Raw genomic sequence first — 19343 nt, forward strand, 5'->3', positions numbered from 1 at the left:
ACCCTTATTCGAGGGACTTGGTATATTAAACGAGTGGCTCTCCTGTCTTTAAATACGTCTGAATGCCTTCAGCTGCTCTATAAGAAAGAGCACCTAATGTGCCGGTTGGATTAAAACAGCTATTATGAGGAAACGCGGACGAGCCGACAACAAAGACGTTTGGAGCATCCCACATTTGCAGGTACGTATTAACTGCGGATGTTTCGGGATCAGCTCCCATAATGACACCGCCTGTGTTATGAGTATTTGAATCTTTATTGACATTGAATTCACCTTGTGTTTCGATAGACTCGATATGATCGGCACCTATCTCTTCGGCAATTTTTCTAGTCACTTTTACCATATAGGACACCAATTCTTTATCCTGATCAGTATAATCAAATGTCATACGCAACAAAGGTACACCGTAGGCATCTTTATAAGTAGGATCTATATCCAGATAGTTTTGCTCATGAGGCATGCTGGCACCTTGTATTTTAACCGGGAATGAACTATTCGCGTACTTAATCGATTGCTTTTTAAATTCCGCTCCCCATGAAGGTGTCCCTTTTGGAACAGTATTGTTCGCGATCGGGCGATTCCCATATTGTGTAACGCGAATACCGGCACCATGAATGAAATTGACATCCGTGTGGTCGAAGTTATCACCTGTAAATTCGGGAATTTCGATACCTAATGCGCCTGCACCACCGTATAGATTAAACTGTTTGTCATTAAAGAATAAGATAGAAGAACCGGCTGTTACCTGGTAACAATAATTCTTGCCGACTGAACCGGTACCCGTTGTCGGATCATATGGCTTTCCAAGACCTGAATTCAGCAAAAATCTCACATTGTTAAATACATAACTCGCGATGACGACTACATCAGCCGGCTGTTCAAACTCTTCACCTGTAATGGTATTTACATAAATAACACCAGATGCTTTTTTTCCATCATTTATAATTTTCGTTACGTTTGAATGCGTACGGAGATCAAGTTTCCCTGTTTGTTTCGCCACTGGAATTACCGTGACGATTGGATCTGCTTTGGCTCCATACTCACAACCGAAGTTCTCACAATAGGCACAGTATTGACATGCAGCACGTGAAATACCATCAGGATTCGTATATGGTTCAGATAAATTACCGGACGGCATAACATAAGGTGTATAGCCAAGGTTTTTTGTAGCTTTTTCAAAATCTTCCATGATAGGGGTTTTTACCATTGGCCCTGTAGGATACGGATTTTTGCGGGGACCGTACAGTTCTACCGTCTCGCCCGAAATTCCAGCCATTTTTTCGAACTTGTCGTAATAAGGCTCCATTTCGTCGTATGTAATGCCCCAATCTTGAATCGTATAACCGGGTTTGATTTTATTGGGTCCATATCTTTTTTCGGTCATCGTTTTAATTTCAAAATCATAGGGGAGGAAGCGATAGGTTTGTCCGTTCCAGTGAGTACCCGCTCCACCCGTGCCATCTCCAACGATGAATGTTCCATATTCACGCATGGGCAAAGCCTTCATTTTCCCATTATTACGAGAAGTGATAGTTTCTTTTGACAAGTCTTGCATTAAATCTTCTCGGTGCTGATAACGAAGTTCGTCATGCACCATTAGAAAATCTTTTACTTGTCTTTCTTTTCCGCGTTCGAGTCCAACAACTTCAATTCCTGCTTTCGTTAATTCAGAGGCGATGATTCCGCCTGCCCATCCCATTCCAACAATTACAACAGGTACCTTTGGTAGTTTTTTACTCATATTCAACCTCCTAATTTATTGACCCATATGACTACGAAGACTTTCTGGGTTTAGCTTTACAAATTTTTCTTCCACTATTTCTTGTGCATAACTCATTCGGGTTCCGGGATAATTGCGCATCTTCCATCCCTGCATCTCCTTATTTCCACCGTACATCGGGTCCGCATAGACCCCCTCGATTGTCAGTGTCTTCAATATAGTAAAAAAAACAGAAGTAGACAGACCGGCAGTGAGTTGGAAGGCTTCACCTTCCTCAAAGTCCACCAACACCTCATCCTGTTCTTCCGCTTCTAATTCAGTAAATACCTTCTGATATTTTTTCTGACTATAGTCATCCAACCCTTGCAAACCTAACCGGAACATATCTTTTCGGAGAATGCGTAATTGGGGCCCCTGTGTTGGCGCAGGTTCATAAAAAGGTCCTAACATATAGTTTTTTGCATTAATCCCCCATGGACTAGCCAGCTGATGATCAATATAAATAGCTACGTTTAATTCCTTGGCTCCAGGTCCAATCTCATCCTTAGGGAAAATACGCTCGGTCGCTGCTTGAGTAGTTTGGTATTGAGCAGGCGTAAAGAACATTAAGGCCTCGTTTGGATTCTTATAACCTTGCGAAGTGGTTTCTGAATTCTTCACGCCCTGGTTGTTATTTTCAGGGTTGGCGCCTAGTAAACCGGCTATCGTTCCTCCTACAACCAAGCCCCCAACAGTTAATCCTGAATTTTTTAAAAAGTTTCGTCTCGATCCATCTGGTACCTGTTTTTGATGTTTATCTTTATCTGCCATTAAAAAAACTCCCTTTCTAATATAAGGTCCTATGACATTGTTGAATTCATATGATGACTTGATATGTACTGGTTAACTTGCCCATTGTGACTATTATTCTACCCTATATATTTCCTCCCAAACCTGTAAGTGGGTATCTTTGAAATTGCTTATTAGGTGCCAGGTCCCCACACAAATCAGAAACGATTCTGAATTGAACTAGAATTGTGTGGGGACCTGGTACCGTTCACAGTAGGTACCGTTCGCAACACAGTCCGCAACCCACTCAGTCCCCAAAAAAGGTCCACAAACATATGCTATTACAAAAGAAAAAGTTTGTGCTACTTATAGGGGAGAGGAGCTAGTAGTTCATGGCTACAAAACCGCCACAATTAAAAAGAGGTGACACGGTTGGGATTGTAACACTTGGAAGTCCGCTTGCGGCCAATCGTATTACAGAAGGGATTCGGATGTTGCAAGGGATGGGGTATAAAGTCGTGGTGGGGGAGCATGTGTATTCCGCGAATGGATTTCTGGCGGCGACTCCTCGCCAAAGGGCTTCGGATTTAATGAAGATGTTTACAAATCCGGAAGTGAAATGGATTTTACCTACTCGTGGTGGAGTCGGGGTAGCAGGCATTCTACCATTCCTTGATTTTAACGTCATTAAACAAAACCCGAAAATTGTTTCGGGATATAGCGACATCACGGTTTTATTAAATGTTTTGTTTGAATATGCCGACCTCATCGGTTTTCAAAGTTTGTTATTGTTGGACTTTAATCCAGGAACGCCTCCTTATAATTTCAATCAATTTTTTACAGCGACATCAACTATCAAGGCACCTTGGCAAATTATGAACCCACCTGAAGTTCCACTGATTGGATTAGTTCCAGGAAAGGTTACAGGACCGATTGTAGGGGGGAATCTCACGTCGTTCGTAGGTACGTTAGGCACATCCTATGAAATCAATACGGAAGGTAGAATTCTTTTGTTGGAAGAAACACATGAACCGATCAATACGGTGTATCGCTACGTAAACCACTTGGCGATGGCCGGGAAGTTTGATGATTGTGCAGGGATTATTATGGGACAATGTACGAACTGTGAATCAGCCTACGGGAAAAGCTACGTAGATTTGATCAATGAATTTTTTGTTCCACTTGGCAAACCTTTATTGACGAACTTGGCCAGCGCACATAGCTACTATAAAGCGACGATACCTATTGGGGCGAGTGTTCAAATGGATACGGTGAACCGAACGTTGACGGTGATGGAGCCGGTAGTAAAGTAGGTGCCAAGACCATATACTCTTCATTTATATACAATCATAATTTTTTAGTTATATACGTAAAATTTAGGGTATACTACTAAAGCAAGAAGGTCTACTTTGGGAAAATAAAATATCGTAAATGGATTGAATAGATGGTCTTCGAAGACGACAAGAATAGTAGGTGAATAATATGGGGAAGTATCAATTGGATAGCAAAGGTAAAGCGGCTGTGGCAAAGTATCATGAGAAGAACAAGCCAGCGCAATTTGATAAAAAGAAGCAACTGGAAAAAATTCGTACAGCGTATTTGGAAAAAAAGCAAAAACAATCAGATGAATAGGATACATTAGGTGTTAGCATGGCTCGAGAACTCTGTTGAAATGTACTAACACCTAGCACGTACTTTTCATATTCATACATGGAAAACTCTCGGCATTTATTGCTTGGAGTTTTTTGTATCCAATCAACACGATCGTTGGACAACTATGTTCGTAATGAAACGATTTAATATCGTAAACCTATAATTGTTGTTATGATGTGTTTATATTCTGCAGGAAGAGATAGTTGCCGTCAGAAAATACTTAATAAGGTGTGAATTCCATTGAATCTTTTAAATGTTAGAAAAGGCCAATTTGTTTATTACCAAAACAAGCTGCATCAAGTCTACTCAGTGAAAGCTTTTTTTAAGCAGTCGGTTCACTTAGTCCGATTAGAAGATTTTGAAAAACAGCTGGCAACTGCTAGAGAAATTAATTTGTATAAACCAAAACATATGGACAGTTTTATAGTGAATCATAAACGCTATACATTGCATAAAGATGAGAAGGCTAAAGTAGGCGATTATATTTTAATCATCAATCCACAGCCGGATTCATTAGATCATCACTATCTACACGCGATTGAAATGGTGTCTTCCATTGAACGAAACGGCGTCATCAGCAATAAATCCAATGGAATTAAACATAATGAGTATTGGGTGATGATCCCCGGGCTGCAAGAGGGTGCAAATATTATTGATATGGAAATTCCAGATGCCAATTATATAACGGAGCAAGGAAACCGACAGTTGGAAATCCAGACACCTGAAGCGCATATACCTAAAATAGGTGATATATACCAATGTAACGACAGTTTTCCACCTCTACAGGCAATGGTTATCGCTATACAAGGCGAGACGCTTTATTTAGGCGGAGAGGTTGAATTGAAAATGGATGAATTAATGGATACGGATTCTTGGAGTTTGGTTCACACCATTCCGAGTCTGTAGTCTAGAACGCGACAGAAAAACAAATGAAGGTACCTCATCCTCACACTCATCATCGACAGTTCTGAATGGAGCTGAAGTTGTGTCAGGACGGGGTGCCTTTTTAATTTCCACCTCCATTTAGTATGGCTCCTGTCTTTTTTTTACATTGGGAGACTTGCTATCACATAACTCAGGTACCAAGCGCTACTTTATGTCTGCTGTTACGGAATATTTCCCATTTCAGCTAGTAATCGTTATACTTGAAAAGACGGAACGAATATACGTTCTGAATTCGACCGTACACTATACAGCTAGAGAGGTTTACATATGAAAGGCACTTCACATTTAGTTATCGGTACAGCTGTCGGCGCCATTGCGGGATACGCAGTGCAGCCCGATATTCAGACTGCATTACTAGGCGCGGCAGTCGGTGGAATATCCGGAGTAGTTCCGGATCTCGATACGAACGGGCTCGCGAGCAACAGTATCACACTTAGTAAGAAAGTAAGCAAATGGCTCATGGAGACTGCTGGCATCGTTATTTTGCTGACTCTCATCTATCAAGTATTTACAGAAGGACTGAGTCAAGAAATTTATGTGTATGGAGGGATCGGACTTCTGTTGCTTATTGTGTCGCGTCTCATTACACAGCGCCGAATGCTCACCATTACCGGCATACTCGTCATGCTTCTCGGTTTTGTCCTTGACCAGTCGCTAGGCATTTTACTCGCTGGCGGCTATATAATCATTGCCTCGTTCTTACCGCATAGATCCTATACGCATTCTATACTCGGTATTGTTTTCTATGCGTATATATTGAAGCATTTATATGCGCAGTGGCCGATCGATGGCTTACTTGCTGCAGGACTTGCCGGTTATATTAGCCATCTACTGGCGGATATGAAAATTCTTCCTGTTAATCGGCGCGGAGTTAAATGGTTTTTGCCTTTGTGGAATCGGGAATTTTGAGGTAACAGGTCCCCACACAATTCGAGAACAATTTAGAATTGTTTTATTGATTACTTAAGAGAAGCGCTACACACGCTTCTCTTTTTGCTATATGATTACTATAGTAGAACGTAATTTGAATCATACATAGGTGAAAAAATGAAAAGACAAAATAAAAAACCCGTTAGTATGCAAGTATGGTTGACGGCTTTGGTGTGTATGGTAGTACTAGTTTCTCTTTCAGTAGCCGGTTATTTAATTGGTAGCAATGCAGCCGATCAAGCTAGGAAATCTCAATCGGAAAAGGCGATGAATATAGCCATTACTATCAGTCATGCACAGCCGGTGATTGATGGCTTGACAGGAAAAGGACCAATTGAAGATATCCAAGCATTCACTAAATCTGTACAAAACGACACGCAAGTCGAATATATCGTAGTAATGAATAATGAACGTATCCGCCAATCCCATCCAGTAACTGAGCGCATCGGCCAATATTTTGTAGGCGGTGACGAAGACAAGGCATTTGAGGGAGAGCAGTACACGTCCATGGCTACAGGAACATTGGGGAAGTCAATGAGAGCGTTTGTACCGATCACGTCTGAAGGTCAAATTATTGGTGTGGTTGCTGTTGGTATTATGATGGACAATGTCCGTACTAGTGTTTTAGCCAGTATGAATGCGAGCTTTATCGGGATTGGCTTTGGTTTACTGATTGGCTTATTTGGTGCTGTTTTATTGGCAAGAAAAGTGAAGCGTACTTTATTTGGACTTGAACCGAGAGAAATCGCTCAACAACTTCGCGAGAGGGAGTCAATGCTGGAAGCGGTCAGCGATGGTATTGTTGCCATTAATGACAAGGCGGAAATTGTCTTAGTGAATCAAGCGGCAATCACACTTTTTCGGAATGCAGGAATTGAAGGAAATCCTGTTGGAAAGCTTATTCAGTCCTTTGTTCCTTCGCTACCGCTTCAGCAGATGCTCGAACATAAAAAACCACAGTATGACCAAGAGTTTAAATTAAATGGACTGGATGTTGTGGTTACCCAAGTACCTGTCATTTCTAACCATCATGTAGTCGGAGCACTTGCTATATTTCGCGATAAATCCGAATTGACCTCGCTAGTGGAACAGCTATCTGGGGCTAGAGTATACGCTGAAACGCTGAGGTACCAGACGCATGAGTTTATGAATAAACTGCATATTATCATGGCGATGGTTCACACGAAATCTTATGATGAGTTAAAAGAATATATCGCCTATATTTCAGATGCTTATCAAACGGAGGCAGGCATCGTTTCAAGACTCGTCAAAGATCCCGTCATTGCGGGCTATTTAATGGGGAAGTTAAGCGAATTACGCGACTCCGGGATAAAAATTACGTTAAATGGGGATCATCCGCTACCTCCTTTAAAAAAGGTTGAGCATATGGATAAGGTCATCACGATACTAGGAAATTTACTAGATAATGCTAGTGATGCCGTGAGTGAGCGTGTCGATGGGGAATTACAAGTAACACTTAATTATGAAGAGTCTCGATTAGAATTCAGCGTATACGATAATGGACCTGGAATCCTGGTAGAGAATATCGAAGAAGTATTTGAACAGGGGATGTCTTCAAAAGGTGAAGGCCGCGGTTATGGTCTGTACCTGGCTAAAATCGCATTGGATGAATTGGGTGGTATTTGGTCTGTATCTTCTACGAAAGGTAAAGGGACACAATTTAGTGTAAGTGTTCCATACAAAGGTGAAGCATTATGATTCAAGTATTAATCATTGAAGATGATCCAATGGTAGCGAAATTCAATGGAATATACTTGGAGAGTATTCCAGGTTTCTCGGTTGCCGGTTTTGCAAAAAATGTAGCAGAAGCCCGGAAATTTCTTGTGTTGTCGAAAGTAGACCTCATTTTACTCGATGTCTATATGAAAGGACCGACCGGACTTGATCTGTTAAAGGAGCTTCGAAAAGAGGGCGACTCGCTAGATGTTATTCTCATTACAGCTGCCAATGATAAAGAGTCTGTGCAACAAGCGCTTCGATATGGGGCTGTTGATTACCTTATAAAGCCATTTACTTTTGAACGCTTTCAAAATGCTTTATTGCAATTTAAAAAGCAATTTCATTTGATGAATCAGCATGAAAACATCAGCCAGGATGAGATTGATCATTTACTTCATACCGCGGATAGAAAAACTAGTAACACATTGGAATTGCCAAAAGGTCTGACGAAAACGACATTCACACGTATTGCGGAACGGATTATTGAAAGGCAAGGAACTATTTTTTCCACAGCAGAACTTGCAGAAGACGTTGGAGTGTCAAGTGTATCCACACGAAAGTACTTACATTATCTCGTTGACCGTGAACTAATCGATAGCGATATAGTGTATCAGTCAACAGGGCGTCCGTTAACAAATTACCAACTGTTGCCTGAAAAAGTAGATATCCTTCAGTCGTTGCTAAATAAGTAATATACAGGTTGTACGAATAAGCTTCCAGGCAGTTTGGCGACAGAAATTCGCAACTGCTTGAGTTGCTTATTTTAGTTACAAAAGTATTTGTTTGATTACATAATATATAATTTCTGAATAGTCCCTCTTATAGTTAAACAAATAAGAAAGCGTTTTCGGAGGGATGACAATGAAGGATATCGCATCAAATACCTGGCAGAAATTATGGCGTTCACATGACCAGGCAAAAGATTTACTTAATTTCTTTTCTTATAAGAAAAAACTAACTGCAACAAATCATCGTGTCACTGCAGAGGAGGGACAGATTTCACCTCAACCCCCTAATCAGAAAGCGGATAAAAGTTCGTCCTATTCTACCGTCCAATTGGTAGGTCTAATTCTAGGTCCACTTTTATTTATCATCATGATGTTCTTTTTATCTCCTGAAGGGATGAATCCGGAAGCCAAATCGGTACTGGCTGTGACGTTGTGGGTAGCGACATGGTGGATTACAGAAGCGATTCCCATCCCGGTCACGTCATTGCTTCCTATTTTTCTATTACCGGTGACAGGGGCTATGGAAGCTGACGTGGTCACATCTTCCTACGGCAACGATATTATTTACTTGTTTTTAGGCGGGTTTTTCATTGCTACAGCAATGGAGAAATGGAACTTGCATAAACGCTTGGCACTAGCCATTATCGCCTTCATCGGTACAGGGACTCAACGTATTTTGCTCGGCTTCATGACGGCTACAGCATTCCTGTCTATGTGGGTTTCAAATACTGCTGCGGTTATGATGATGATTCCTATGGGATTGGCGATTACAGCCCAGGTAGCTGCTGCGTTAAAAGGCACTCCGGAAGAAAAGGAATTGCCGAAGTTTGAAAAGGCACTTATTTTCGGAATTGGTTATGCGGGAACGATTGGTGGACTCGGTACGCTTATAGGGACACCGCCCAACATTATTCTAGCGGCACAAGTTAAAGAATTATTTGATGTCGAGATTTCTTTTGCGGGCTGGATGCTCGTCGCAGTACCGATTGTCATAGTGCTATTGTTTTCTACGTGGATTTATCTTGGGCGCTTTGCATTTAAGATGAATATTAAAGGTCTTCCCGGTGGAAAAGAAGTGATCACCGAAGAACGAAAGGCATTAGGGAAAACATCGTTTGAGGAAAAAGCGGTGAGTGCAGTCTTCGCTTTTGCAGCGTTTATGTGGATCACGCGTGAATTTCTTTGGATGAACATTCTGCCTGGTTTAAAAGACGGCATGATTGCGGTAGTGGCAGCGGCATTGCTGTTTGCTATTCCTACTTCTAAGAAAATCGGCAAACGCATTCTAGCATGGGAAGATTCAAAAGAAATTCCATGGGGAGTTTTGCTATTATTTGGAGGAGGACTTGCCATTGCAGCAGGTTTTCGAGAAACGGGACTTTCTGAATGGATTGGTTCGCAATTGACCGCTTTGGAAGGATTCCATATGTTCGCTATTATTGCTGCCTCTTCATTACTCGTTCTAGCATTGACGGAGTTCACATCGAATACGGCAACAGCAACTATGATTCTTCCTGTATTGGCAGCGCTTGCACTTTCTATGCATATTCACCCATTTGCTTTGATGGTACCCGCTGCAATGGCTGCAAACTGTGCTTTCATGTTACCGGTCGGCACACCTCCTAACGCTATCATTTTCGGAACGAATAAGCTCCGCTTGGGAGAAATGGTACGAGTCGGGTTTATCATTAATGTGTTTGTACTCATACTGATTGTATTGGCTGCCTACTTCCTATTACCTCTATTCTGGGGAATTGATTTGCAAGTAGTGCCGGTAGAGTTTTATGAGAATTTTAAGTGAGGTACCAGGTCCCCACACAATTCATGAACAATTCAGGATTGTGTTGTGGCCAGGAACTAAATACAGAAAAACCCACTAGCCAGTACTAGTGGGTTTTTCTGTGGGTACCAACAGATTTAATGGGGTACCAGGTCCCCACACAACTTAGGAACAATTCAGAATAGTGTAGGGACCTGGTACCCACAACTATTTCCCATTACTTCTTTTGTCGTTTTTTAGGGGAAAACGCAGTCATCAATACGATAAAAACAGGTAATAGACTCCACAAAAAGAAACCCCAATGCTGCGTCAGTATGGATAATGTTAAGAAGAAAGCAAGTGCGACAATTGAAATATATACTGTACGTTTTTGAAATTGATTCATTTTGCAGACCCCTTTTCATGGTACTAGTTATAGGTATCGGCGAACATTTTGGCAATACTTTGTATACGCTTCTCCGTAGATTTTTACTAACGATTGTTCTTCGAGACGTACTTGTCGGTTAAACAACCAAAAACCTACGATCAAATACACTAATACGATCCAATTGGGATAAATGAGGAACTCACCCAATAAGACCATTCCAAAAGCAGTGTATATTGGATTTCGACTGATGGAAAAAGCGCCAGTAGTAATCAACGAACCCGGATTTTCTTCATCAATGCCTACTCTAAAACTTTCCCCAAATGAAAGTACACTGTAAACGAATAGCAAAAGCCCTCCGAAGCATAAGAATACACCAATCCATCCGATGAATTCATTGGTAAATAGCTTTGTTCCTAGTTTTGGTAAATGGAAGACGTTTGACATAATTACGTAGAATAAGAGCAATGCAAAGGGCGGTATGATGAAATCTTTTTTATCTATTTTGCCAAATGTAACTACCTTAATACCGAATTTTTTTAATTGAATGGACCGAGTGATCACCAATATGATTAATAGGGTAATCGTGGTAACAGCTATATATCCTTGCATCATGCCCTCCTTTTATTCTTTTTTTAACCTACTCCGTAAATGAATCGTGTCTTATTCCACCATTTACATTTCCTGTATCTTTCATTACTTATAGCTCATTCTATCACAAGCGGGGTACCAGGTCCCCATACAACTTAAGAACAATTCAGAATTGTGTCGGGACCTGGTACCCACACCTTGCTTGACATACGAAGTCAGAAAATTCATAGTATGTATACAGTCGAAGCTTGCGAATGAAAAAGTGAGAACATAGTAAAACAGTTAAATAGAAGAGAACTGAAAATCCTATTGTAGGACTATATATTACTAGCATAAGAAAGGGAGCGAAGTAATTATGAAAATGGACCAAGTGTCAGCAGTTATTACAGGAGGCGCTTCAGGACTTGGAGAAGCTACGGCAAGAGAGATAATAGCGGCAGGAGGACAGGTAACAATTTTGGATTTGCAGGAAGACCGTGGGAGTAAATTGGTAAATGAACTCGGGGATTCTGCATCGTTCGTCAAACTGGTTACAAGCATCTGCGAAAATACGATGCTGAACGGGGAAGTCATACGTCTGGATGGAGCAGTCCGTATGCAGCCTAAATAAAGGCTGGAAATAACTAATTTGATTATATGTAAGGGATTACAAATAAATTTTGAAGAGAGGGATTTACATGAGAGAAGCTGTAATTGTGGAATGGGTCAGAACACCGGTAGGAAAACGGAATGGTGTATTGAGTACGATTCGAGCGGAAGATTTAGCAGCCAAGCCGCTGGCGGAAGTTATCAAACGAGCGGGAATTGATGCGAGGCTAGTAGAGGATGTCATATTAGGATGCGTATCGCAAGTAGGGGAACAATCTTTTGACATTGCGAGAGTCGCAGCTTTGCAGGCGGGATATCCGATCGAAGTACCGGGAACGACCTTGGATAGACAATGTGGATCTAGCCAGCAAGCCGTGCATTTTGCAGCGCAGGCTATTATTAGCGGAGATATGGACGTTGTCGTTGCAGGAGGCGTCGAGAGCATGTCGCGGGTGCCGATGGGGAGCAATCGACTAGACGTAAAGTTCAGTGAAGAAATCACATCGAAGTATGAAATGGTCCATCAAGGTGAATCGGCGGAAAGAATTGCAGATCACTGGGAAATATCAAGGGAAGAAATGGATCGCTACTCGCTAGAAAGCAATGTGAAGGCGGTTACTGCTAGAAAGGAAGGTAGATTTGAAAAAGAAATCATGCCGATTGAGGTAACACTTCCTGACGGTACGAACATGATAGTGAAAGATGATGAAGGACCGAGGGAAGATACTACGATGGAAAAGTTGAGTTTGTTGAAAACTCCTTTTAGGGAAAATGGGGATGTGACGGCTGGAAACTCCAGTCAAATCAGTGACGGGGCAAATGCCATTTTGTTAATGTCACGTGAAAAGGCTGAAGAACTTGGTTTGAAGCCACGGTTTAAAGTGCTTACCCGCGTAGTGGTTGGTTCCGATCCGACTCTCATGTTGACAGGGCCCATACCGGCGACACAAAAAGCGTTGGAGAAAGCAGGACTAACCCTTGATGATATAGATATTTTTGAAGTCAATGAAGCCTTTTCGGTTGTGACGATTGCCTGGTTGAAAGAAACAGGTGCAGATCCGAAGAAGTTAAATCCTAACGGCGGGGCAATTGCTCTTGGTCATCCGCTCGGAGCAAGTGGCGGACGCTTGATGAGTACGATGATGAGCGAGTTGGAGAGAACCGGTGGGCGTTACGGACTGCAGACGATGTGTGAAGGTCACGGCATGGCGAACGCGACGATTTTGGAACGATTGGATTAATTGCTGATTATGAATGAAGATACGTAAAAAGGAGAGATTTCATTGCCAGGACATTCTGTGTAAACAGAACGATGTAAGTATGTTAAAAGAAGTGCTATAAAGGGAAGTGAAGAATAAGGAGGGATTCATTCATGTTACAAGAAAGTGAAATGAAGCATTTACAACGGTCTGTCGAATTAGCAGAAATTGCGCTACATAAAGGAGATCAGCCATTTGGTTCGGTATTGGTTTCAGCAAATGGTGAAGTGTTAGCTGAAGATCATAATCGTACAAGTGGTGGTGATCCGACGCAACATCCTGAATTCGCTTTAGCGCGCTGGGCTGCAGACCATTTGGACGCAGATGACAGAGCGAAAGCGACAGTGTTTACGTCAGGTGAACATTGCCCGATGTGTGCATCAGCCCACGGGTTAGTCGGTTTGGGACGAATTGTGTATGCTAGTTCATCGAAACAGTTAACGCAGTGGAAGAAAGATATGGGTGTCACGACGCCTGCTCCTGTGAACAGTTATCCGATTCAGGAAATGGTGCCTGCTATCGAAGTAGTTGGGCCGGTAGACGAGTACGCGGAGCAAGTGCGGGAGTTGCAACGGCAGTACTATGAGAAAAATAACTGAAGCATAGTTGGTGAGGAGAGCCGTTTGTTTTGGCTCTCTTCGCATAATGATTAATAAAACTTATTTCAAAATTACAGGATCAAGTTAATTTGGTTGGTGGAAGGGGAAAAATTCTCCAAACCGCAAAGTAACTATATAAAAAGGGGAGGAATCATAAAGTGATTATTCATCCAATCAAAGCCTTTTCTGATAATTATATATGGTGCATTCAAGAAGAAACAGAGGCAGTTGTGGTGGATCCAGGAGAAGCGAAAGATGTCCTTGATTACCTGGAAGAAAAGCAGCTTCGTTTGGCGGCCATTCTTTTAACTCATATGCATGAAGATCATACTGGCGGGGTACGGGAGATTCTAGCGAGTCATCCGGAAAGTGTAGTTTATGGACCGGAAGAAACGAAAGACTTGGTGAATCGTGTTGTAAAAGAAGGGGACTCCTTTAACTTATTAAATCAAACTGTCCAAGTCTACGAATCAGGTGGTCATACGCATGGCCATATCAGTTTTTTAATGGGAAATAATCTCTTTTGCGGAGATGCCTTGTTTTCAGCAGGATGCGGTCGGGTGTTTACCGGTGATTACGAAGCTCAATACAAGGCTTTGCTGAAGTTTAAGCGCTTGGATGATGATATACATGTTTATCCCGGTCACGAGTATACAGAAACTAATTTACGTTTTGCATCCGAAATGCATCCCGATAATAAAAAAATCTCTAAATCATTGGAAGAAGTCCAGGAATTGCGTGCGAAAGGTCAGCCAACGCTCCCGTCAACGATCGGCAAGGAGAAGGAGATTAACCTCTTTCTACAAGCGGAAACTTTGGAGGACTTTATTGAATTGCGTAACGCTCGTGATGATTTCTAGAACAATTAACGTTATTCAATCGTATAAACTGTACTGATAAAGTATCTATGATAAGATAAGGTCAATAAAATGATGGAGGATGATAGTAATGAACCAAGTGCTTGTTGAAATTTGTTTACGTGTTAGAGACATTGATGCTACTTTAGATTTTTATACGGAGCTTTTTGATTTTGAAGTAGCCAGTCGCAGAGAATTCCCTGAGCATAAATTTGATTTAATCTACTTAAATTCACCAGGTTCTTCCGTACAAATAGAACTTACGTATAATTATGATGCAGAACCATATGTGATAGGAAATGGGTTTAGTCATTTAGGCGTAACAGTAGATGACTTAGAGAAAATGCATGAAATTTGTAAAGCTTCTTCTTATGAAACAGGTGATTTGAAAGGACTTGCAGGTGGAACGCCTTCTTACTTCTTTGTAACTGACCCTGATGGCTATAGAATCGAAGTTAAGCGTAAGCACTAAAACGTTCTAAATACAAAATAATTGTAAAAAGCCTAACCCTCCAGACTCTACTTACAAAATAGAGAAACGAGGTGTAGGCTTTTATGTTGGTTCTATCATACATGTTGGGGTCTTTGTATTTATGAATACTAAGACTTTTACCTGAACGTCAGGAGAAAGACTTACATTTTCCAGATGAAGATTGTGCAGCACTCTTCTAAATTCTTTCGATTCAACATTTCGATTAACTACTTTACCAAATGTTCTTTATTACGCGAATCATCATTCGTGGGATAAACATGAGGACGTTCCAAGCCACTTCAAACAAGATTGAATTCCTAAGCTCAATTAGGACATCTTTAAAAATGCCGTGTCGTTTTTTCTATTATTTTTCATCTTCTAAACCTCAATAACTCATTTATTTGAATACTAATCCACTTTTTGTTGCAATAAATATATGGTTCGCCATAAAACTCCTATTTTACTACATATATTTATCCATAGGCAAAATCCTAATCTTTTTTAACTACTATTCTGTCCCTTTAGTTTAATTAGAAAAGGAGCTGACTTAGCAGCTCAATGATCTTCAAGTCATGCGCCCGATTGTGGAATACTATTCTCTGAGGAGGGAATAAACGTTTGTATCATATGCTTTTCCATCTTGATACATATAACTTCTTAAAACTCCTTCTTTTTGAAAGCCTACTTTACCTAATAATTTATTCGAGGCTTCATTCTCAATAAATACGACTGCACCTATACGAGTTAAACCCATAACATCAAAGCCATAGGAAAGAACTTCAGAAACTGCTTCTGAGGTATATCCCTTTCTCCATTGTTGCGGGTGAATTTCGTAACCAATTTCAGCTCGTTTATGTTTTGGCAACCAAGCATTAAAGCCAATTGTTCCAATTATACCTTTGGTTTCTTTTCGCTCTATTCCCCATCGTATGCCTCTTTTTTCACTATAGTTTTTTGAGAATAAATCTACGAATTTTTCTGCTTCTTCTACACTTTTTAACGTTTCTTGTCCGTAAAATCGTGTTACGTCTTCGTTAGAAAAACAAGCAAAAATGCCTTCTGCGTCTTCATTTGTTAATTCTCTTAATATCAGCCTATCTGTTTCTAGTATAGGAAACATTTAATCACTCCCTTTATTTAGTTTCTTATATAGGAAAATTCACTTCAAATTTAATTATTACTACAACAAGTTATTCAACAAAATGACCCGCTTGCTTAATAAGCCAACCTCTTATGATCCATTTTAGCATAAAATCCCTTTTCTACTTTGACGTTTTCAATTGTCTCAAAACGGTGTTCTAGGAAACCATTCCACTCATCAATTAGCAAGCATATTAAGAACGTAATTAGCAGCGCAGATAAATTTATCCGCTGTTATTAATTTGACTATCTATTATAAGGCGATACAACAATAAAAATAGAGGACACCGATTCCTTTACGAATCGCGTCCCCATTTGCCACACATTTAAAAGCTTCTTTCCATGTACCGAACCCATATCTCCATGTGAACAGCACGTTACCTAAGCCGATGAACTTTTTTCAGCCCGCGGCCAAATAAAGTATGAAAGTGAGATCACCATATCAAGGCCTACAATGAGCGCCCATAACTTCAGCATTTGAGAGAGTGCTTCCGTTTTATTGGCATCTCCAATTAGGTAAATCATTGCAACCAAGAATCCGCCACCGATGATAAATGCTAGTACATGTTGCAACGCACCTTTCACGGAATGGCGTGCATGCGCATATCCTGTTTTCTTCGCAGGTTTTGTACCTTGCTTCTTGACGTAGTAAAGAAAACGTTCATCCGCCCAGCGAATCATGCTTTTTCCGAATGCGATCGATACTCCGAGATAAATCGCCGCAATGGCATGAACTTGTGTAGCAACAGCGCCGTTATAAAGATCAGTCGCCGTGACCACTAGCAATAGTAAATCGATGACTGGTGTTAACGCTAGAAAAAATAAACCGAGTCGTTTTTTGTTACATACATATCGTGTAATGAGACCCACAAGAATAACGACCCAAAAACCTATTTCACATGCAATAATCGTCCAAGCAATGAAATCCATTCACTCACCTCTTTTACTAGAGTGGTATTGGTTATGCGTATCATAGCATAAACATTCCGAGTTGTTTGGGGACCTGGTACCATTTAATGTTTGAATACCTATCTTCTACTATACTTCATTACACTAGCTGAAAGTATAAAGAAAATGATAGTGATTAGTAGTAGATACATGACACTGACTAAAGGAGAGACTTGCCAACCATTTACTTTGAAAACTACTCCCATGTTCAACTGAAAGCTTTCTTTCACTTCAACGGGTGCTTGAGCGAATGCTTCAGCCATAGGAGCGTCCATGAGAATTTGGCGAAGCAAAGCAGCGATATGGGAGATGGGGAAAATGTGTATCATATTTTGTAAGTAGGCAGGTAAAGTACCGATTGGAATATAGATGCCTGTAAGGAAACCGATCAATGTACCAATTACTGTGCTAGCCGCGGCGAACGCATTGGAGGTCTTAAAGAAAATGACGAGTAGAGAGATCATGGAACCAGCAGTCAAAACGGCTAGAAATATGACGCCTACTGATTGAATGATTTGTGTAAATGAGAGTACCGGCTCCCCAGTGGCAAAAAGCATAGCAATCGCTACAAGAAGAGTCATAATGCACATCAGGAATCCTATGGAGAGTGAGCTAATAATATAGCCACCGAGTAATACGGATTGTTTCATTGGCGTGACTCGGAAATCTTTATAGGCATTGGTTGCTTGGTCGTTTACCATCACACTGAATGCGCCTAATGTGGTCGTTACACTCGTAACCGTGACGACACCCGCGATAATCCAAGACAGCAAGAGCCAATGCTTCGCTGGAAAGTCCGGCACTCCATCCGCGATCAAATCACCAAGAAAGAATACATAAAGTGCAATCAAGATGAACACAGCTAGCAATGAGAAGAATACTGCAGACTTATCTCGAAAATAGAGTAGTAAATTTCTTTTGGCGAAAACTAGCATAGTCTACCACCCTCTCGATCATGAATACGGATGAAGACATCATCCAAGCTAGATTTTCGTACTTCAAAAGACGAAATAAGCGATTGGTATTTATGTAGTATTGGAATAGCTGCTAGCGTATTCGGTAAATCGATCGTGTATCCGCCAGTTTCTTCTTGAAACAGCACATGATCATGTAGAAAATGCATGCGCAGTGCAGTGTGATCGGTTGTCGTAATAAATAAGCGATCCGCAGAGTATTGCTGTTTTAAATCTATTGGAGTGCCTTTGGCAATAATTCGTCCTTCTTTTATCACTAAAACGAAATCCGAATTCGCAGCCTCTTCTATATAATGTGTCGTCAGAAAAACGGTCATGCCATGTTCCTTTTGTAAGTGTCCAATCATTTTCCAAATTTGCTGACGACTTTGTGGATCGAGTCCTGTTGTCGGTTCATCAAGCAGTAAAATCTTGGGTTGATGGAGAAGGGCACGTGCGATATCGACTCTTCGCTTCTGGCCACCAGATAATTTGCCGTATCGTCGTTTCAAGATGGAATGAATATCTACAATTTCAGCGCATCGCTGTATGGCCGATAGTATTTCTTGCTTCGCCATTCCATATAATTGTGCACGAATGGCCAAGTTCTCTTGCACAGACAATAGCGGATCTAACAAGCTTTCTTGGAATACGACTCCGATCTCTTTTCGAATGAATTCATTCTCTTTGCCAACTGTAAATCCGTTGACCGTTACGGAGCCGCTGTCCGGTTGGAGCAAGGTTAAAATAATAGAAATCACGGTTGATTTACCGGCACCGTTCGTTCCGAGAAATGAAAACAGACTTCCTTTTGTCACGTAAAAATTCAACTCGTCAACTGCTTTCACGTGACCGAAAGATTTACTTACATTCTCCACTTCAATGATCGTCTGCATCCCGTTTCCTCCTCTGCAAGATCATATGATTTATTTTCATCTCGTCTGCTTTATTGTGTAAATAAATCAGTGAAATAACAGATCCATACGCAATAAGCCCCACCAGTACAGCCATCACTACGTTATATAACCCGAAAGGATATAAGTTGAAAAATGCACCGGCTACGATCATCACTGTCATGACACAGCTAGCTTCTACTGCATACCCCCACATTGGATTCTCTAGTGGCAATAGATGCGATAGCCAAATGAGAACCGTAATGACGATGGAAATGAGTAGTATGGAAAGAGTCATCTTTTCTGTCAGTGGCGGGAAGATCCCAAGTAACCGAAATAAAGAGTAGACGATCGTGCTAAATGTAAATGCGAAGCAAGCCCCGCTTATATAGAGTAAAAGATTTTTCAACTGGAT

Annotated in this window: 21 protein-coding genes; 12 read left to right on the plus strand and 9 right to left on the minus strand. The window is 41.0% G+C overall.

The features are described from left to right. Window positions 1-25 precede the first annotated feature (25 nt). Together CSV63_RS12025 and CSV63_RS12030 are read right to left on the minus strand one after the other, a co-directional pair. Window positions 26-1741, minus strand: coding sequence for a GMC family oxidoreductase (locus CSV63_RS12025; RefSeq protein WP_099696027.1), 1716 nt, complete (start codon window positions 1739-1741; stop codon window positions 26-28). A gap of 15 nt (window positions 1742-1756) precedes the next feature. Continuing rightward, window positions 1757-2530, minus strand: a complete 774-nt coding sequence (locus tag CSV63_RS12030) for a gluconate 2-dehydrogenase subunit 3 family protein (RefSeq protein WP_099696028.1) — start codon at window positions 2528-2530, stop codon at window positions 1757-1759. A gap of 350 nt (window positions 2531-2880) precedes the next feature. Here CSV63_RS12030 and CSV63_RS12035 point away from each other — a divergent pair, with 350 nt between their 5' ends. The 7 genes from CSV63_RS12035 (at window position 2881) to CSV63_RS12065 (ending at window position 10285) form a co-directional block, all read left to right on the plus strand. Continuing rightward, window positions 2881-3801 carry a S66 peptidase family protein gene (locus CSV63_RS12035; RefSeq protein WP_099696029.1) on the plus strand — a complete coding sequence of 307 codons (921 nt, stop codon included), beginning with the start codon at window positions 2881-2883 and terminating at the stop codon, window positions 3799-3801. A gap of 169 nt (window positions 3802-3970) precedes the next feature. Continuing rightward, window positions 3971-4120, plus strand: coding sequence for a hypothetical protein (locus tag CSV63_RS16650; RefSeq protein ID WP_099696030.1), 150 nt, complete (start codon window positions 3971-3973; stop codon window positions 4118-4120). A 261-nt stretch (window positions 4121-4381) separates the two neighbouring features. Next, a complete protein-coding gene (locus CSV63_RS12045) occupies window positions 4382-5047 on the plus strand; it encodes a hypothetical protein (RefSeq protein WP_099696031.1) in 666 nt (221 codons plus the stop codon). Window positions 5048-5353: 306 nt separating this feature from the next. Beyond that, on the plus strand, window positions 5354-5995 hold the full coding sequence (locus tag CSV63_RS12050; RefSeq protein ID WP_099696032.1) for a metal-dependent hydrolase: 642 nt from the start codon (window positions 5354-5356) through the stop codon (window positions 5993-5995). A 138-nt stretch (window positions 5996-6133) separates the two neighbouring features. Then, complete coding sequence (gene dcuS, locus CSV63_RS12055) at window positions 6134-7735, plus strand: DcuS/MalK family sensor histidine kinase (protein WP_099696033.1); 1602 nt, start codon at window positions 6134-6136, stop codon at window positions 7733-7735. Beyond that, on the plus strand, window positions 7732-8448 hold the full coding sequence (locus CSV63_RS12060) for a response regulator (protein ID WP_099696034.1): 717 nt from the start codon (window positions 7732-7734) through the stop codon (window positions 8446-8448). The genes dcuS and CSV63_RS12060 overlap by 4 nt, the downstream gene beginning before the upstream one ends. Window positions 8449-8617: 169 nt before the next feature. Beyond that, window positions 8618-10285: an SLC13 family permease gene (locus CSV63_RS12065; protein ID WP_099696035.1), complete on the plus strand. Its 1668-nt coding sequence runs from the start codon at window positions 8618-8620 to the stop codon at window positions 10283-10285. Window positions 10286-10481: 196 nt separating this feature from the next. Here the strand turns inward: CSV63_RS12065 and CSV63_RS16655 are convergent, their stop codons facing one another. Together CSV63_RS16655 and CSV63_RS12070 are read right to left on the minus strand one after the other, a co-directional pair. Then, window positions 10482-10649 (minus strand): hypothetical protein, encoded by a 168-nt coding sequence (locus tag CSV63_RS16655; RefSeq protein WP_199203655.1) that lies wholly within the window; start codon window positions 10647-10649, stop codon window positions 10482-10484. A gap of 27 nt (window positions 10650-10676) precedes the next feature. Next, window positions 10677-11243 carry a methyltransferase family protein gene (locus CSV63_RS12070; protein WP_233192076.1) on the minus strand — a complete coding sequence of 189 codons (567 nt, stop codon included), beginning with the start codon at window positions 11241-11243 and terminating at the stop codon, window positions 10677-10679. Between the two features lie 337 nt (window positions 11244-11580). On the opposite strand from CSV63_RS12070, the gene CSV63_RS12075 reads away from it, so the two are divergent. From CSV63_RS12075 to gloA, 5 genes are all read left to right on the plus strand, one after another. Continuing rightward, window positions 11581-11829 (plus strand): SDR family NAD(P)-dependent oxidoreductase, encoded by a 249-nt coding sequence (locus tag CSV63_RS12075; protein WP_369823850.1) that lies wholly within the window; start codon window positions 11581-11583, stop codon window positions 11827-11829. Window positions 11830-11896: 67 nt separating this feature from the next. Continuing rightward, on the plus strand, window positions 11897-13048 hold the full coding sequence (locus tag CSV63_RS12080) for a thiolase family protein (RefSeq protein ID WP_099696038.1): 1152 nt from the start codon (window positions 11897-11899) through the stop codon (window positions 13046-13048). Window positions 13049-13179: 131 nt separating this feature from the next. Beyond that, window positions 13180-13665 carry a nucleoside deaminase gene (locus tag CSV63_RS12085; RefSeq protein WP_099696039.1) on the plus strand — a complete coding sequence of 162 codons (486 nt, stop codon included), beginning with the start codon at window positions 13180-13182 and terminating at the stop codon, window positions 13663-13665. A 158-nt stretch (window positions 13666-13823) separates the two neighbouring features. Continuing rightward, window positions 13824-14525 (plus strand): hydroxyacylglutathione hydrolase, encoded by a 702-nt coding sequence (gloB, locus tag CSV63_RS12090; protein WP_099696040.1) that lies wholly within the window; start codon window positions 13824-13826, stop codon window positions 14523-14525. An 88-nt stretch (window positions 14526-14613) separates the two neighbouring features. After that, a complete protein-coding gene (gloA, locus tag CSV63_RS12095) occupies window positions 14614-14994 on the plus strand; it encodes a lactoylglutathione lyase (RefSeq protein WP_085131504.1) in 381 nt (126 codons plus the stop codon). 592 nt (window positions 14995-15586) lie between these two features. Here gloA and CSV63_RS12100 read toward each other — a convergent pair. The 5 genes from CSV63_RS12100 to CSV63_RS12120 form a co-directional block, all read right to left on the minus strand. Beyond that, complete coding sequence (locus CSV63_RS12100; protein ID WP_099696041.1) at window positions 15587-16114, minus strand: GNAT family N-acetyltransferase; 528 nt, start codon at window positions 16112-16114, stop codon at window positions 15587-15589. A 401-nt stretch (window positions 16115-16515) separates the two neighbouring features. Further along, window positions 16516-17064: a hypothetical protein gene (locus CSV63_RS12105; RefSeq protein WP_099696042.1), complete on the minus strand. Its 549-nt coding sequence runs from the start codon at window positions 17062-17064 to the stop codon at window positions 16516-16518. Window positions 17065-17162: 98 nt separating this feature from the next. Further along, window positions 17163-18017 carry an ABC transporter permease gene (locus CSV63_RS12110; protein WP_099696043.1) on the minus strand — a complete coding sequence of 285 codons (855 nt, stop codon included), beginning with the start codon at window positions 18015-18017 and terminating at the stop codon, window positions 17163-17165. After that, entirely contained in the window at window positions 18011-18931 is a 921-nt protein-coding gene (locus tag CSV63_RS12115; RefSeq protein WP_099696044.1) for an ABC transporter ATP-binding protein, read from the minus strand. The genes CSV63_RS12110 and CSV63_RS12115 overlap by 7 nt, the downstream gene beginning before the upstream one ends. Next, window positions 18915-19337, minus strand: coding sequence for a DUF3021 family protein (locus CSV63_RS12120; RefSeq protein WP_099696045.1), 423 nt, complete (start codon window positions 19335-19337; stop codon window positions 18915-18917). Before CSV63_RS12120 ends, CSV63_RS12115 begins: the two co-directional genes overlap by 17 nt. Between the last annotated feature and the right edge of the window lie 6 nt (window positions 19338-19343).

It is taken from the genome of Sporosarcina sp. P34 (assembly GCF_002743375.1).
Lineage (GTDB): Bacteria > Bacillota > Bacilli > Bacillales_A > Planococcaceae > Sporosarcina.

Coding starts and splice junctions, on each gene's coding strand:
- CSV63_RS12080 (WP_099696038.1), top strand. CDS start 11,897: ATGAGAGAAGCTGTAATTGTGGAATGGGTCAGAACACCGGTAGGAAAA.
- CSV63_RS12050 (WP_099696032.1), top strand. CDS start 5,354: ATGAAAGGCACTTCACATTTAGTTATCGGTACAGCTGTCGGCGCCATT.
- CSV63_RS12025 (WP_099696027.1), bottom strand. CDS start 1,741: ATGAGTAAAAAACTACCAAAGGTACCTGTTGTAATTGTTGGAATGGGA.
- CSV63_RS16650 (WP_099696030.1), top strand. CDS start 3,971: ATGGGGAAGTATCAATTGGATAGCAAAGGTAAAGCGGCTGTGGCAAAG.
- CSV63_RS12105 (WP_099696042.1), bottom strand. CDS start 17,064: ATGGATTTCATTGCTTGGACGATTATTGCATGTGAAATAGGTTTTTGG.
- CSV63_RS12115 (WP_099696044.1), bottom strand. CDS start 18,931: ATGCAGACGATCATTGAAGTGGAGAATGTAAGTAAATCTTTCGGTCAC.
- CSV63_RS12110 (WP_099696043.1), bottom strand. CDS start 18,017: ATGCTAGTTTTCGCCAAAAGAAATTTACTACTCTATTTTCGAGATAAG.
- CSV63_RS12075 (WP_369823850.1), top strand. CDS start 11,581: ATGGACCAAGTGTCAGCAGTTATTACAGGAGGCGCTTCAGGACTTGGA.
- CSV63_RS12070 (WP_233192076.1), bottom strand. CDS start 11,243: ATGATGCAAGGATATATAGCTGTTACCACGATTACCCTATTAATCATA.
- CSV63_RS12060 (WP_099696034.1), top strand. CDS start 7,732: ATGATTCAAGTATTAATCATTGAAGATGATCCAATGGTAGCGAAATTC.
- CSV63_RS12030 (WP_099696028.1), bottom strand. CDS start 2,530: ATGGCAGATAAAGATAAACATCAAAAACAGGTACCAGATGGATCGAGA.
- CSV63_RS12035 (WP_099696029.1), top strand. CDS start 2,881: ATGGCTACAAAACCGCCACAATTAAAAAGAGGTGACACGGTTGGGATT.
- dcuS (WP_099696033.1), top strand. CDS start 6,134: ATGAAAAGACAAAATAAAAAACCCGTTAGTATGCAAGTATGGTTGACG.
- gloA (WP_085131504.1), top strand. CDS start 14,614: ATGAACCAAGTGCTTGTTGAAATTTGTTTACGTGTTAGAGACATTGAT.
- CSV63_RS12085 (WP_099696039.1), top strand. CDS start 13,180: ATGTTACAAGAAAGTGAAATGAAGCATTTACAACGGTCTGTCGAATTA.
- CSV63_RS12065 (WP_099696035.1), top strand. CDS start 8,618: ATGAAGGATATCGCATCAAATACCTGGCAGAAATTATGGCGTTCACAT.
- CSV63_RS12100 (WP_099696041.1), bottom strand. CDS start 16,114: ATGTTTCCTATACTAGAAACAGATAGGCTGATATTAAGAGAATTAACA.
- CSV63_RS16655 (WP_199203655.1), bottom strand. CDS start 10,649: ATGAATCAATTTCAAAAACGTACAGTATATATTTCAATTGTCGCACTT.